The 14262-nt window shown below is 36.9% G+C and carries 15 protein-coding genes; 8 read left to right on the top strand and 7 right to left on the bottom strand.

From position 1 onward, the window contains the following. Positions 1 to 14 precede the first annotated feature (14 nt). The 4 genes from BLQ00_RS01325 to BLQ00_RS17510 all read right to left on the bottom strand — a co-directional run bounded on the left by BLQ00_RS01325 (position 15) and on the right by BLQ00_RS17510 (position 3063). Positions 15 to 266 (bottom strand): hypothetical protein, encoded by a 252-nt coding sequence (locus tag BLQ00_RS01325; RefSeq protein ID WP_229792585.1) that lies wholly within the window; start codon positions 264 to 266, stop codon positions 15 to 17. A 275-nt stretch (positions 267 to 541) separates the two neighbouring features. Beyond that, positions 542 to 1207 carry a DNA-binding response regulator gene (locus tag BLQ00_RS01320; RefSeq protein WP_093139588.1) on the bottom strand — a complete coding sequence of 222 codons (666 nt, stop codon included), beginning with the start codon at positions 1205 to 1207 and terminating at the stop codon, positions 542 to 544. A gap of 4 nt (positions 1208 to 1211) precedes the next feature. Then, a complete protein-coding gene (locus BLQ00_RS01315) occupies positions 1212 to 2876 on the bottom strand; it encodes an ATP-binding protein (protein WP_093139587.1) in 1665 nt (554 codons plus the stop codon). 34 nt (positions 2877 to 2910) lie between these two features. Beyond that, the gene (locus BLQ00_RS17510) at positions 2911 to 3063 is read right to left on the bottom strand and encodes a hypothetical protein (RefSeq protein ID WP_175445394.1); all 153 of its coding nucleotides are present in this window, start codon (positions 3061 to 3063) and stop codon (positions 2911 to 2913) included. 364 nt (positions 3064 to 3427) lie between these two features. Between BLQ00_RS17510 and BLQ00_RS01310 the strand changes: the two genes are divergently transcribed. From BLQ00_RS01310 to BLQ00_RS01275, 8 genes are all read left to right on the top strand, one after another. After that, positions 3428 to 4228: a hypothetical protein gene (locus BLQ00_RS01310; protein ID WP_093139585.1), complete on the top strand. Its 801-nt coding sequence runs from the start codon at positions 3428 to 3430 to the stop codon at positions 4226 to 4228. A 405-nt stretch (positions 4229 to 4633) separates the two neighbouring features. Beyond that, on the top strand, positions 4634 to 4786 hold the full coding sequence (locus BLQ00_RS01305) for a YqaE/Pmp3 family membrane protein (protein WP_093139584.1): 153 nt from the start codon (positions 4634 to 4636) through the stop codon (positions 4784 to 4786). A gap of 277 nt (positions 4787 to 5063) precedes the next feature. Continuing rightward, the gene (sbnA, locus tag BLQ00_RS01300; RefSeq protein ID WP_093139582.1) at positions 5064 to 6068 is read left to right on the top strand and encodes a 2,3-diaminopropionate biosynthesis protein SbnA; all 1005 of its coding nucleotides are present in this window, start codon (positions 5064 to 5066) and stop codon (positions 6066 to 6068) included. Then, positions 6061 to 7851, top strand: a complete 1791-nt coding sequence (locus BLQ00_RS01295; RefSeq protein ID WP_093139580.1) for an FAD/NAD(P)-binding protein — start codon at positions 6061 to 6063, stop codon at positions 7849 to 7851. The genes sbnA and BLQ00_RS01295 overlap by 8 nt, the downstream gene beginning before the upstream one ends. Further along, on the top strand, positions 7848 to 9290 hold the full coding sequence (locus tag BLQ00_RS01290; RefSeq protein WP_093139579.1) for a type III PLP-dependent enzyme domain-containing protein: 1443 nt from the start codon (positions 7848 to 7850) through the stop codon (positions 9288 to 9290). The genes BLQ00_RS01295 and BLQ00_RS01290 overlap by 4 nt, the downstream gene beginning before the upstream one ends. Positions 9291 to 9381: 91 nt before the next feature. Beyond that, positions 9382 to 10197 carry an SDR family oxidoreductase gene (locus BLQ00_RS01285; RefSeq protein WP_093139577.1) on the top strand — a complete coding sequence of 272 codons (816 nt, stop codon included), beginning with the start codon at positions 9382 to 9384 and terminating at the stop codon, positions 10195 to 10197. Between the two features lie 4 nt (positions 10198 to 10201). After that, positions 10202 to 10714, top strand: a complete 513-nt coding sequence (locus tag BLQ00_RS01280) for a DUF421 domain-containing protein (RefSeq protein WP_093139575.1) — start codon at positions 10202 to 10204, stop codon at positions 10712 to 10714. Between the two features lie 281 nt (positions 10715 to 10995). Next, positions 10996 to 11394: a VOC family protein gene (locus BLQ00_RS01275; RefSeq protein ID WP_093139574.1), complete on the top strand. Its 399-nt coding sequence runs from the start codon at positions 10996 to 10998 to the stop codon at positions 11392 to 11394. 61 nt (positions 11395 to 11455) lie between these two features. On the opposite strand, the gene BLQ00_RS01270 is transcribed toward BLQ00_RS01275, so the two are convergent. From BLQ00_RS01270 to BLQ00_RS01260, 3 genes are all read right to left on the bottom strand, one after another. Next, positions 11456 to 12082: a TlpA family protein disulfide reductase gene (locus BLQ00_RS01270; RefSeq protein ID WP_093139572.1), complete on the bottom strand. Its 627-nt coding sequence runs from the start codon at positions 12080 to 12082 to the stop codon at positions 11456 to 11458. A 101-nt stretch (positions 12083 to 12183) separates the two neighbouring features. Next, positions 12184 to 13230 carry a transporter family protein gene (locus tag BLQ00_RS01265; RefSeq protein ID WP_093139571.1) on the bottom strand — a complete coding sequence of 349 codons (1047 nt, stop codon included), beginning with the start codon at positions 13228 to 13230 and terminating at the stop codon, positions 12184 to 12186. Continuing rightward, positions 13193 to 14236: a cytochrome-c peroxidase gene (locus BLQ00_RS01260; protein ID WP_093139569.1), complete on the bottom strand. Its 1044-nt coding sequence runs from the start codon at positions 14234 to 14236 to the stop codon at positions 13193 to 13195. The genes BLQ00_RS01265 and BLQ00_RS01260 overlap by 38 nt, the downstream gene beginning before the upstream one ends. Between the last annotated feature and the right edge of the window lie 26 nt (positions 14237 to 14262).

The following is a 14262-nucleotide window of genomic DNA, read 5'->3' as shown; positions in this document are numbered from 1 at the left end:
TTCGTCACCCCAAATTAATCCTCCCAGCCACACAGTGTTCTTCCAAACTGTTTGGCATCCGAAAGGGATACCGGATACACATCGGTAGAGCAGTTTGAGAGTCCGCGGCAGTCTTTTTTGTAATGGTATTTTTTACTGGAAGGTCCTTTGCAGATGTACACATTCGATACCGAAGGCGCAAAGGAGGGGAGTGCCATACTAAGTACGAGCAGACCGCTAGCAAATAGCAGTTTAGGGTGTTGGGTGGGAGTTGATGCTGGTTTCAATGGTATTGACGTTGTTTTATGAATACTACCTGTTCTTTACAATTTTAAAAGTACCTCTTTCTCCCTTGCTGTGGGATAGGGGTAACTACGTAATTTTGGGTTTTGTTTCTCCCCCAAACCTACCCCAATAAAACAAAAAACCCTTACGGAAAACCGTAAGGGAGACTTAAAGCCACTTTTTTATACTCCCCAATATTACTAAAGTGTACTAAAAGGAGTGCAAAATTATAGGTTTGAAATGTGGGTTGTTTACGGGAAACCTTTTTTTGGAGATTTTAAATCAATCCGATGTCTTTTACAATGGCAATTAAATGAATCGCATTGTTTGCCTTGAAATGAATTCGGAGTCTGTTCAATCTTTTTTCTATCGAACTCAAACTGCTAGGCGTAATGTGTGCGTCTTTTAGCTGTTGGCTAATTTCCTCTTGCGAATGTCCATTGGCAAGGCGTTTTAGCAATTCAATATCGTATTCGTCTATTTCGAGTTTTACATTGGCCTGTGTCGCATTCGCCACTTGCGGTGAAGTAAATTGTTGGTCGGTATGTACAGCGGTGATGGCTTGGGTTAATTCGGCGAGACCATTTCTTCCTTTACACACATAGGCGTCCAAATGGTGGTCTTGCAGTAAGGAACGTACTTTCTGAAGCCGATCTTCTACCGAATACACGATGATTTTAAAGGAAGGATGTTCCTTTTTAAGCTGTTCTACAAGATGTGCTCCCGACGGAAATTTTTGTTCCCGATGGTCGGTTTTAAACGAAAGATCTGTAATTAATAAATCGAACGGCTCTTGTTCTTTTTCTGCCTTTTTAAGCTGAAGGTAGGCATCATCGCAATACTGTGTTTGCACAATATTTTTTATGCCTAGCGACTGCAAGCAATTATGCACCCCTTGATTGATACTTCCTAAATCGTCTGAAATTAATACCTTTTGAAACATTTTTTTACAGCGTCATTTTTACTTTAAACCCTTTTCCTATTTCCGATTCAAAAGTAAGCGTTCCTTTTACGGTATGAATACGGTTTTCCGCATTCTGCAATCCATTGTGCTTTTTTAAGTCGCAACCCATCCCATTATCGCTATATGTAACAAGCGTTTTAGTCCCTTCTTGCTGAAAGATAATAGCGACCGCTGTTGCTTCACTGTGTTTTCGCATATTGGTCATTAATTCTTGTAACACGCGGTATAAGGCCGTTTTTTTGGCTTCGGAAATAGTCTTCCACGGAATGGCACTGCTGTTTCTAGTCACAATCGATACAGCATCGTTTTGGTACGAGAGCAAGAGATCGTTCAGAGTGGCTTCAAAATTTTCTGTGACATCTACAGCGCTATTTTCTTTGGAAATATCTCTCGTTTTGGTATAAATAGACTCCAAATCGTCCAATAAACTTTCAGAAGTTACCGTAGCTCCCTGGATTTTCGTCATTACTTGGTACACATCATTGGCGACTTCGTCATGTACTTTTTTAGAAATCCGAGTTTCCGTAGCATAGACTTGTTGCAATTTTTCTTTTTTGTGTTTGGCTTTCAGAAGAAGGTACAAGAACACACCCGAAAGAAGTATGAAAACTCCAATACTTTGAAATAAAAGCGTTCGTCGTTTTTGCGTTTCGGTGAGTAGTTTATTGGCTTCTGTTTTCTCTTTTTCTTCGGAAAGATCATATTTCAGAAGGGCAAATTTGTTTTCCTGAAGTTGTTTTGCCTTGGCGATACTGTCGTTCATTCTTTTATATGCAACCACAGTAGGATCGTCGCTAATTTCCATGAATAACGACAAGGCGTCTTTAATATACGGAACACTATTTATCTTTTTAGCGGTTGCATACGCCTTGTCTGCATGCAGCTGCGCTTGTTCGGTATTCTCTTGGTTTTTGTAATAGCGCGTCAAATTTTTATAGCCAGAATAGATTCCTGTGTTAAATTCGTGATCGCTCCAAATACGAAGTGCTGTCTGCATGTTGGTGAGTCCTTCGGGGACACCTAGAAGTGATTGCACATAGCCCAAATTGTTGAGCGCCCTCGCTATTTGAATGCTGTCTTTTCCAGTTTTACTTTTTTTATAGACAATATCAAGCTGTTCTCGTGCCAATTCAAATTGGTCCATATGTTTGTACACATTGGCCTTATTGTTTAGCAAAATGGAACTATCTCTTGACTTCTGAGCAATCTGTAACGCTTTGTTGTATAGTTCTAAGGCTTTGGTGTAATTGGAATTGTTGCTGTAAAGCATGCCGAGTTCATTGTAAAGCCCAATTTTAGCATCTATAACCGCTTCGGAAGCGATACCATCCCCAAGTAACTTTAGGGCTTTAACGGCTGTTTTTTCACTTTCAAAAACAAACCCTAGTTCGTTTTGTCCTATCGCCATTAATCTCAGATTAGATACCGCTTTTAAAGTATCGCCTTTCTGAAGGTTTTGTTCGCTGCTTTTCTGAAAGTATAAAAAGGCAGCATGTATGGCGTCGCTATTGGTGAGTTGGATAATGCTGTTGTAATGATACGTGCTGCTGTCAATTGCTGGCTGACTCTGAGCACAAACGGGTGTGGACACGAAGAGCGCCATCCAGAGAAACGAAAAAAAGAGGGATGAAACCGTTTTTGTTTTCATCCCTCAAATGTAAGTACAAAATTAATAAGTTGTACTATCCTCCAATGGGTGGTGGTGGCGGAATATGACCATCTTCACCACAACAAGCTTGAGGGGCGTTAGTATCTTCTGAAATTGCTTGCGGTGAACAAGAAAAAAGTCCCAAATTGAGGGAAACCGTAAAAAGTATTAGTGCTAATTTTTTCATTTTGTATTTGTTTTAAATAGGACATACCTGTGGCTGTCCGAATGAGTATTCAGTGATGGGTGCGAATTGTATCGCTTGAAAAAAAGAGGAAAAGACGTCTTTCCCTAGATGAGAAGTATGGAGTGCAGAAGCGAAGTTTTATACCTACTTCTCATTGGGAATATCCCTTCACTTTGCAGCTCCTTGTTAGAATGAAAATGTCGTAAAGCCCTATTACGCTAAGGCTGTCAATCATTCTTCAACAAAGAAAGAGGGAATGGAAAAGAACCAATGGAAATTGGATGGAAACCTATTGGAAAAGAATTTCCATCCCTATTAGAGCACAATTTTGTAGCTTTAAAAACTTCCGAAACATACAACTAGAATGCATAGAAAATTACTACTAGCTGCTTTTGAAAAGGCATCCGAAAACCAGAAGAAACAAGGCGTTCTAACCCCTTCAACGAATTCTTCGGCAAAGCTGCTTTCTGATTTTATTGAAGAAGCGTCTAAGTTTCCTTTTACCTCTAGAAGTTTGAGAGATTATTATAACAAAGCGGTTAAAGCGCCGGATACTGAAATTAAAATAAAGCAGTTGAAGGTGGTGCAAGCACTTTGCGCGTATTTGGGCTATGAAGATTATGAAGATTTTGTGTTGAAAAATAGCAAGCAAAAAACGAAAATTGATGATGGAGGAGTGTTGTTATTGGCTCCTGAAAAAGCAAGTGCTCAAGAAGAAAATCCTTCAAATAAGCATCAGCGTACTTCGGAAGAGTCTCTCTTAAAAAAAAGTGGTTCAAATCTGAAAAAAACAATGATCGTGAAAATTGGAATTGCAGTGTTATTGCTTTCCCTAAGTGTCATAAGTATCGTGATGTACATGAATCGAGAATGCTGGATGGTCTGGGAAGTAGATCGCTATGTGGAAACTGAATTTGACGCTAAATTACTGCAGAATGGAGCCTTGAAATTATGCAATGAAGACCGTTTTAAAAACTTTAGACAAGTAGAAGTCAATTGTGAGACTTCTTTTTTCAAGGACGATAAAGGAGTGAAAATATGGTATGGAAAAAACACCAAAGGCAAATTGGAGTACTTTACCGATCTAGGACTTCATCCACAAACAGGGAAAACTCTAAAGCCCATTACGCAATATATGATTGCCAAGCATATTTGTAAAAAATAACAATGCCAAAACACGATTGAAAATGTAGCCAAATGCTTTTCAGTAAAGAAAGTTAAAATAAAAGCACATTTTTAAATTCGAATACCTAAAACTTCCTTCTAGTGAGGGGATCAAAAACGCCTCCAATTTCTAGTGTAAAAAGCATGTAGTAGATAGCGTTACCTTAGAATTTAGACTTCCGAAAAAGGTGCTATTTTTAGCCATTTTTAAATGAAAAACAGCCCTTTTTTCCCTTTAACATTTCGTTACAACAAATAGCTAAACCTTTCCTAAATAGCTTGTTAACAGGGATTCTTTAAACTAGCTTTGAGTACAACGTACACAAAAAATGGATTTTTAATTAGCGTTTCAACTACTTTTTAAATCACTTTTTTGTATAACATTAACCGCTAAACTATAAACATTATGTCATTAGTAACCATCATTTTAAATATCATTTTACCACCATTACCAGTGTTCTTAAAACACGGTTTGGGTACTACCTTTTTAATCAGTGTAATTCTTACAATGATTGGGTGGATTCCTGGCGTTATTCACGCTTTTATAGTGAATGATTAGAAATTGAACTGTCATGTATAAGCCATCATTTAATGATTTGAATGATGGTTTTTTTAAACATGATTTTCAATTTCTACGAAATAGGAATCTTCAAGAATTCAATCTTAACCTTTAAATAAACTCTTAATTATGAAAAAGTTTTTTAGAATTTTCACCATAGCTCAAGTCCTTTATCATGGATATCAAATGCTTAAAGACAGAAAAAGTAAAAAGCAACCTGTGAAAAAATTGAATGTCTAACCCTAACTAGAATCAATACCAACCTAACACAATACTCATGCTACCAACTGTCAAAACCAAAACCTCAACACCTTGTGCTTCTATTTTAGATGCTATTGGAAACACGCCCCTTGTATCACTTTCGCAAACTTTTAAAGCGTACAATTTTAATGTGCTAGGAAAATTAGAAGCTGCCAATCCTAGTGGGAGTTTGAAAGATAGAACCTCTCTTTCTATTTTAAGAGAGGCGATGTTATTAGGGCTAGTAAAAAGAGGCGATACTATTATCGAATCCAGTTCTGGAAATATGGCGTTAGGCTTGGCACAAGCCTGCTTGTATTACAAATTAAGGCTAATCGTTGTTGTAGATCCAAAACTCAATGCGCAAACAGAGAAATTGCTTTTGGCCTACGGGGTAACCATCGATTATGTAACAAAACCGCATCCTGAAGATGGATATTTGGGGGCACGTTTGTGTCGAGTAAAAGAGTTATTGGATAAAATTCCCAATAGTTTTTGGACCAACCAATACGAAAATCCAAAAAATCCAGAGACCTATTTAGTTACAATGGATGAAATTTATAACGCACTCGATGCTCCTTTAGACTATCTTTTTGTAGCTGTAAGTACTTGCGGTACACTCATGGGGTGCGCAGAGTATATTCAGCGAAATGGATTGCCGACCAAACTAATTGCCGTAGATGCCGTGGGAAGTGTTTTGTTTGGAAATGAAAAATCCAATCGGTTGATTCCAGGTCACGGTTCGAGTGTGAAATCTCATTTCTTGCGAAAAGAATTTGTGTATGACTCGGTGAAAGTGACCGATCTAGACTGTGTGGAAGGCTGTTGGAACTTGTTACATTCGGAAGGGATTTTAGCAGGAGGTTCTTCTGGAGGTGCCATTTCAGCCATTAAAAAATATGCACGCAACATTCCGAAGAATAGCACTTGCGGAATGATGATAAGTGATCGAGGAGAACGCTACATTGATACCATTTATAATAAAAATTGGATCCTAGATAATTTTGAGGTGTCTAACCCATCGTTTCTGAAAAATGATTAAAACGAGCCCAACTACTTCTGAGAAATTTAAAATCGCCATCGTAGGTTTCGGACCTAAGGGGTTGTATGGTTTTGAACGGTTGGTTTCACAAATCCATCATTCAAAGTGTTTGAGCGAAATTGAAATTCATCTATTTAACAGAACACCTTTTTTGGGTGCTGGAGATGTGTATAGAAATGATCAGCCAGATTATTTACTGATGAATTATCCCGACCATAAAATTGATTTTAATATTTCTGAAGATCCAAAGATGATTTGCCCTATCGAATCTTTTGAGGATTGGAAAAGAAACGGATCTACCTCTCAACCAAAACCAACTAAAAACAACTATTCTTCTCGCGCAACAGTAGGGGAATATCTTACGCATTGCTTTGCTACACTTTGTAACGCTTTAGATGAGAATTGTACTGTGATACCACATGTAGATACGGTGGTTGATGTAACAAAAACAGAAGAAACCTATCATCTTAAAACAGAAAAGGAAGGGTGGAATCCCCATCTTTCCTTTCAAACGATACTCTTTACAACCGGACATTATTGGTTCCGACCGGCAACTTTAACATCCAATCAGAAGGATGCTTATATCAATTTCATCTATCCCGTTTCAGACACATTGAAAAAAATCACTTCATCCTCTTCTGTAATTGTAAAAGGGTTTGGATTGACCTTTATTGATGCTGTCTTAGCACTTTCAGAAGGAAAAGGAGGAATATTTAAAACTCAGAAAGACGGAAAGTTAACATACATCGCTTCGGGTAAGGAACCTAACCAAATTGCGGTGTTTTCTCGTTCGGGTTTGCCAATGATTCCAAGAGATGGGGCTTCCGACGAAAATCTTCCGTTGCGATATATTACACCTTCATTTGTCGATGACCTGCTCAATGCTAAACACGTCGATTTTGAAGAACACATTTTGCCGTTCATTTTAAAAGAATTTTACGTTGCTTATTACACCAAGCTATTTCTTTCCAAAAAGGTACTCTTGCAATGTAGCACTGACTTTCTGTCTATTCGTAATCAAGTAGAGAGCTTTCATCGTTTGTATGAAAGTAAAAGGTTTCATTGGAAAGCTATCGAAAATTATTTTCATTCAAATCCATTGCTGACCACAGAAATGGTGGTAGCCAAAATTCGGGAAGACATAGATGCTGTGGAAAAGAATCACGCCATCACTGCTGTGTATAGTTGTTGGCCTAAAATAAGTGGGGAGTTTAACAAAATATATTCGGCAGGAATTTTAACTGCGGAATCAAAAAATAAGTTCGACACGTATTACTTCGGATTGTTCAATCGTATTTCGTATGGTCCTCCTTTGCGCAACATGAAAAAGGTGCTAGCACTTTCCGAAGCAGGACTTTTAAACTTCAATTATGTAAAAAACGCACAACTCGAATTTGATGAGTCTTCTGAAAAATACAGTCTCACTACGGAATTGAATCGTTCAGAATTTGACTTTTTAATCAACGCGACGATACCTAGAGGGAACGACAAAAAAAACAGATCGCTCCTTTTTGAAAATTTACTGTCACGAGGACTTCTTTCTGAAAATACTGCGGAAACTTCTGAAGATTCTACACCCATAATACATCTCACACAAACAGGAAATGCCATTACTGCGGAAGGTGACATTGCTCCTACTATAACGTTCTACGGAACCCCTACGGAAGGAAACACCTTTGATAATGATACGTTGTCGCGAACTAGAAATAACAACGCCTCAACCTGGGCCGAAAATGTTATGAATGCAGTGTTGACCTTTCAAAAACTCACATTAAAACTATGAAATACATAAAAGGAAATATTGAAAACGGATTAACGCCTATTACGTCTTCTTGGATGACCCACTTGTTCCAAAATGGACCGTTGTTGAAAGATGTTTTACACGAATATGGTTCGCCTGCAAACATTCATCACTTAGACTCATTTTCAGAAAATGTAACTGTTTTTAAAGAAGCCATCGAGCACTATGAAATTGCCTATCAAATTTACTACGCTCGTAAGGCGAATAAATGTGTGAGTCTTGTAAAACGCGCTTTTGAACTAGGAATTGGTGTAGATACTGCAAGTTTTAGAGAGCTAGAGCAATGTGTTCAATTGGGAGGTACCGCTAAGAATGTGGTACTTACATCGGCTATAAAAACTCCCAATCAAATAAAACTAGCCATACAACATGAGATTCCAATCATTTTAGACAACCTAGATGAATGGAACTTAACGTACAAAATAGCGAGTGAGCTTCAGAAAAAAGCAAAAGTAGGATTGCGAATGAGTGGTTTTACGGTTGAAAATGAAAAACTGTACAGTCGGTTTGGGTTTGATATTGATATGTTAGTAGAAGATACAATCTCCATTTTGGAAGAAGAAAAATACAAGGATTTTATCGCTATTGAAGGCTTGCACTTTCATTTAGACGGTTACAGTACAACCCAGCGCGGTAAAGCATTGAGTGACTGTCTTTCGTTGGCTGAAAAGTTAGTACTCCGAAATATACAAATCAAATTCATCGATATTGGTGGCGGTATTACCATGAACTATTTGGAAAGTAAAGAAGAGTGGGAGGCATTTACTAAAAACTTACAGCATGCGGTATTGCATCATTTGCCGACAGGAACATTTAGTAATAACGGTTTAGGGTATAAGAATATCAATGGTGCTTTAGAAGGAAAATTAAATACCTATCCTTTTTACAATGAATGTAATGGAATTGATTTTCTTCGGAATGTGCTCGATTTTAAGGATGCTGCGGGTCATTCTAATGCTTACAAATTAAAAAAACAAAACATTCAGTTTAGACTAGAACCTGGAAGATCCCTTTTAAATCAGGTGGGAATTACCGTAGCGAAAGTGGTTCATAGAAAGAAAGATGCCAAAGGACAATGGTTGGTCGGACTCGATATGAATATGAGTCAGATGATGAGTTCCAGTGCAGACTTCTTATTAGATCCCTTTGTACTTTATAACGAGAACCCTTCAGAAGAAGAGGTCGCAGTTTATTTTACAGGCGCCTATTGTTTGGAAAGAGATGTATTACTCAAACGAAAAATCACTTTGCCACAACTTCCACAGATTGATGATATCGTTGTTTTTGTCAATACAGCAGGATATATGATGCACTTTTTTGAAACGGAAGCGCATCTGTTTGAACTTTCGAGTAATTTAAATTTCACACAAACGGAAGGAAATCCATCTCTGGAAAATTTCACCAAAGACGTTGAAATCTAATTGCTAAACTAATGCTAATTAACAAAGTATAAACATACATCTAGGATTCGTATCCGTATTTTAAGATAGAACCAATTAAAAACGAGAAATTTTGAAAAAAATAATGATTACCGGTGCAGGTACCGGATTAGGAAAAGGAACAGCAATTGGATTAGCGAAGAAAGGACATCAAGTGATAGCAGGTGTTCAAGTTTGGGAGCAAAAATCCAAGCTATTAGAAGAACTAAAAGAACACAAAATCGAAGACAAAGTTGAGGTGATTAAACTAGATATTTTGAGTGATTTAGATTGTCAAAATGCCGCTAGGTACGATATTGATATCCTTGTAAATAATGCTGGTATGGGACAATCGGGTCCCGTAGGCGAAATGCCTGTTGGACTTATTAGACAAGTAATGGAAACAAATGTGTTTTCTACGCTTGAATTCTCACAACCTTTTATAAGAGCCATGCAAGAAAGAGGTTCGGGTAAAATTGTATTTGTTTCTTCCATTGCAGGACTCACCACTTCCCCTTACTTAGGAGCGTATAATGCTTCCAAACACGCCCTCGAATCTATTGCGCAGAGTTTGAGAGACGAATTGCATTCGTTTGGTGTTAGTGTAGCTAGCATTAACCCAGGGCCTTTTGAAACGGGATTTAATGATAGAATGTATGAGAGTTTTGAACAGTGGCATGATGATGACTACTATTTCACCAATAAGAAAACCATTATAGAGGCCTCTAAGAAGTTACTTGAGAATCAATTTGACCCACAAATAATGATTGATGAAATGGTGAACGTGATCCCGCAAGATGACCAAGCTTTTAGAACGATTGTTCCTAAAGAGTTTGAAAAAATGTGTAAGGCATATCAAGAACGACAATACGATTTGAAATGCAATGAAATAGATAAAAGTAAAAGCTAATTTTATGGATTTACAATCACTACTATTACTTGTTGGATCTGTTTTCGGAATATTTTCAATCATCATTGTTATAACTCGAATCTTTGGGTTGCGCACTTTTGCTAAAATGTCGAGTTTCGATTTTGCTTCCACGATTGCGATAGGATCTATTTTAGCATCCATCATTTTAAACGAGAATCAAAGTCTAGTAAAAGGAGGATTGGCTTTGCTAATGATAATTGCTTTCCAAACTCTATTTTCTTTTTTAGTTAGAAAGAACTCTTGGTTTAAAAGTCTATTTACCAATAAGCCACAGTTAATCATGCTGGATGGAGAAATTTTGCAAGACAATCTTAAAAAATGCAATGTTGGTATGAGCGATTTGATGGCAAAATTACGAGAAGCAAACGTTCATAAGTTGTCAGAAGTTCAAGCCGTTATTTTTGAAAACACGGGTGATATTTCAGTATTACACAGTGCAGACAACCAAGAAATTGATGCTATTTTAATGAAGGATATCGCCGATAAAAATAATTAATATTGAAGCCATGGTGTTTTAAAATGCCATGATAGCTGTCTTATTTATTACCTAATTATGCATTTGAAAGGGAGGTTTTTCTCTCTTGTTTATGCTTCTTTTTTGGACATCAATTTTTCTCATTAATGCTCTTTAGTTTAAAACGATAGTTGTGCTTTAGTATGTTGTTTATTAGTGTGTTAAACATATAATAAACCTTGTTAAAACAACTTTAAACTGCTGAAAAATTTTACAATTTCTTATTACATTGAATAGAAAGTTACAAACTAAAAAAAACAGCTATGAAAATCCAATCTTATTTAGCTTTTGACGGAAATTGTCAAGAAGCTTTAAAATTTTATTCAACACTATTTAATGCTACCATTCAAAATAAGCAAACGTACAAGGATGCTAAGATGGACATTCCTGAACACTATAGAGACAAATTGCAGCACGCAGAGTTAAGTGGAAAAGGAGTTCATTTTATGGCTTATGATGCTGCTCCAGATACTCCCATTACAAGTGGAAACCAAGTACATTTGAGTATTGATTTAACTGATAAGAGTGAAGCAGAAACACTATTTAATGATCTTTCAGCTGAAGGTAAAGTACATCACGATTTTAAGGAGCGTGAATGGGGTTACTTTGGAAGGTGCACAGATAAATTTGGAATCCATTGGATGCTAAATTGTGAGAAATAACAACAAAAAAGCTGACTTTTAAGTCAGCTTTTTTAGTATCTAATCTATTTTTAAAGTAAAACTATTTTAAGCTATTTAGAAAGTTTTTGAAATCCATCGTGCTATAATCGGCCATGCCTTTGTGTATCATTCGTAAATTTCCTTTAGCATCAATAATAAATGTTGTTGGAATGGAAGATGACTGGTACATTTTTGGGAGATTAGTTGCGAGTGTATAAATTGGAAAGTTATAGCCTTTCCGTGTATTAAAAGCTTTGGCTTTTTCAAAATCCTTGTCGAGCGATAGCATTACAAAAGCAGCATCATCACCCACATAATCTTGCAATTCCTTTATACTAGGCATTTCGGCAATACAGGGTGGGCACCATGTTGCCCATAAGTTCATAAAAATTACCTTGCCTTTAAAATCACCTAATGAAACCTCATTTCCTTTGGCGTCGATCAATGTTAAATTAAAATCAGCTTTGGTAAAAGGATCCGATGGATCAGTTGTGTTATTTTCACCTTCCGTTGTGTTGTAATTTACTTGTGCAATTACTTCAACATTCGGATTCATGAGCCCTGTTGCAAGTAGCCCTCGTTGTACAAATCCGATAACTTCCGTGTGTAATCCCGTGGCGTAAAGTGTAATCGCTATTACAGCAAAAATACCATTCTGAATCCAACTTCTTTTTTGTTTCTTATTCATTACTGTTTCATGTAATAATTGAAATTATTAATCTCTTTCATTTGACGTTTAAAGTTCTGAAAAATTTCATTTAAAAAGTCTTTATTCTGAATGCGATAATTTTAAAGCGCATAATTGAAGTAAACGGCAAGGTTATTTTTTGCTTCTACGTTTCCTCCAAATAAGTTTTGACTAATTGGTAAGGTGTATTTTGCGCCCAATAAAAACTTTCCGTAGACAAATTCAGAGCCAACAGAACCATTAAAAATAGAACCGTCAGTATCGGGTAATTTTTCGTCGTATTGCTCTATGGAATTGTACACATCTCCCGAAAATCCGATAAAAGGTTTAATGATACTTTCTTCAGAAGCAATGTCATAAAAAACAGTAGTCGCATAACTAAATTGATTTCCGAAGCGATATTCGTTCTTATTCTTTGTTTTGAAGTAATAGGCGAGGGTAGTGGCAAAACCTAGATTGGTTTTTTTGTACCCGTAAATAGCAGTGGTAAAAGCATCTAAACTACCGGTTCCCACTTGAAATCCTGGATTAACTTTATCGGTGAGTTGCTCTTCAAATTCACCTGTTGGTAGTTTCACTCCCAATCCAACGTTTAAGGTGTGATTAGAACGTTCTCTTTCCACCACAAAATCCATCGTACCGTCAGTTTTTTGTTCCTTTTTGTAAAACTTAAACTGATACCATCCAATTACATTGATGTCACCTAGCCCACTAAGATGCTCTTCTCTGTCTTCAAAGTTTCGATTTAAATCTTGATACGGAATAATCGCACTTAAAAAGAATGATTCATTAATCGGTACACGCCCCCAAAGTTGATAGGTGTTAAATTGCTCTTTACTGATGGGTGAATTACTGAAAATCCCGTCTTTAGATTCAAAGTTTTGGTAGATGTATCGAACTCCGACAAAATTAGACATGCTTAAATCACCAAAAGCAGAACTTCCACCACTCGTGGTACAGCCACATAAATCGCAATCATCCTCTAATGTGTTTATAGACATATACTGAAAGCGTTGTGAACTAATTGAGTCCTTAGGTTTTATAATTGTAGCATAGGCACTACCAAAACTTATAAAGCACAAAAGGGTTGCTATGGCAAATGGTTTGATATTAATATTCTGAAAATCGTTCATCTTGTAAAAATTCATTGTCTGTTAAGGTTTTTAGAAAAGCGATAATGCTTTCTTTTTCATAGGCAGTAAGTGAGATTCCGTAGGAACCATCGGCTCTGAGTAAAATAGGATCTACATTACCGTTGTCTACGGCACCAGCATCGTAAAAATCAAGCACAGCTTCCAAAGTTGAAAGTCGTCCGTCGTGCATGTAAGGATACGTTTTTTCAATATTTCTCAAACTAGGGACTTTAAATTTGTACAAGTCGTCCTGGTTTTCAAAAATATTGAACCTTCCTTTGTCATCGAGCATTGGGTTAACGGGCAGTCCATTGTTTCGATACGATTGGTCTGTAAACAAATCGGTAGCGTGACAACTAGCACATTTATTTTCGAAAAAATTTAGGCCGTCTGTTTCAATTTGTGATAACTGTACGTTTTCTTCTTGTCGCACATACTTGTCGTATTTCGAGTTGGAGGAAACCATTACAATCATAAACTGAGACAATGCTTTCAGCATGTTTTCAGAATTTATTTTTCCATCTTCAAAAGCACGCGCAAACGCATCTTGGTAGATTTCATCGGCTTTTAATTTTTCAATTACATTGCTCAATGTTTCATCCATTTCAAGTTCACTTGTAAGCGGAATGATGGGTTGTAAATCTAAATGCGTAGCGGCGCCATCCCACATAAATTCTGACTGATAGGCCAAATTCTGAATGGGTTGTGCATTTCGCAATCCAATTCCGCCATTTACACCATGACTTAAGGTATGTCCGTGATGCGTAAAGGCAAAAGCTTGCTCGTGGCAAAAGGCACACGGAATAGAGTTGTTTGCCGATAACTTTCCTTCGTAAAATAATTGCTTCCCTAACTCAAAACCTGCTTCTGTAAGTGGATTGTTGTCCAAGTTGTATTGCAAAGCAGGGAAATTTGAAGGGATTGTAAAATCGATAGGAATAGCCTCATACTCAACAATCGTATCACTTTTGTCGCAAGACATAAAACTGATAAGCACGCATATTAATAGTAGCTTTTTCATAAAAAAATGTATTAACTATTATGAAA

Source organism: Ulvibacter litoralis (genome assembly GCF_900102055.1).
Classification (GTDB): domain Bacteria; phylum Bacteroidota; class Bacteroidia; order Flavobacteriales; family Flavobacteriaceae; genus Ulvibacter; species Ulvibacter litoralis.
The sequence above is the reverse complement of the archived record's forward strand: the minus strand, read 5'-3'. Positions and strand labels throughout refer to the sequence as shown.

Coding starts and splice junctions, on each gene's coding strand:
- BLQ00_RS01320 (WP_093139588.1), bottom strand. CDS start 1,207: ATGTTTCAAAAGGTATTAATTTCAGACGATTTAGGAAGTATCAATCAA.
- BLQ00_RS01315 (WP_093139587.1), bottom strand. CDS start 2,876: ATGAAAACAAAAACGGTTTCATCCCTCTTTTTTTCGTTTCTCTGGATG.
- BLQ00_RS17510 (WP_175445394.1), bottom strand. CDS start 3,063: ATGAAAAAATTAGCACTAATACTTTTTACGGTTTCCCTCAATTTGGGA.
- BLQ00_RS01310 (WP_093139585.1), top strand. CDS start 3,428: ATGCATAGAAAATTACTACTAGCTGCTTTTGAAAAGGCATCCGAAAAC.
- BLQ00_RS01305 (WP_093139584.1), top strand. CDS start 4,634: ATGTCATTAGTAACCATCATTTTAAATATCATTTTACCACCATTACCA.
- sbnA (WP_093139582.1), top strand. CDS start 5,064: ATGCTACCAACTGTCAAAACCAAAACCTCAACACCTTGTGCTTCTATT.
- BLQ00_RS01295 (WP_093139580.1), top strand. CDS start 6,061: ATGATTAAAACGAGCCCAACTACTTCTGAGAAATTTAAAATCGCCATC.
- BLQ00_RS01290 (WP_093139579.1), top strand. CDS start 7,848: ATGAAATACATAAAAGGAAATATTGAAAACGGATTAACGCCTATTACG.
- BLQ00_RS01280 (WP_093139575.1), top strand. CDS start 10,202: ATGGATTTACAATCACTACTATTACTTGTTGGATCTGTTTTCGGAATA.
- BLQ00_RS01275 (WP_093139574.1), top strand. CDS start 10,996: ATGAAAATCCAATCTTATTTAGCTTTTGACGGAAATTGTCAAGAAGCT.
- BLQ00_RS01270 (WP_093139572.1), bottom strand. CDS start 12,082: ATGAATAAGAAACAAAAAAGAAGTTGGATTCAGAATGGTATTTTTGCT.
- BLQ00_RS01265 (WP_093139571.1), bottom strand. CDS start 13,230: ATGAATTTTTACAAGATGAACGATTTTCAGAATATTAATATCAAACCA.
- BLQ00_RS01260 (WP_093139569.1), bottom strand. CDS start 14,236: ATGAAAAAGCTACTATTAATATGCGTGCTTATCAGTTTTATGTCTTGC.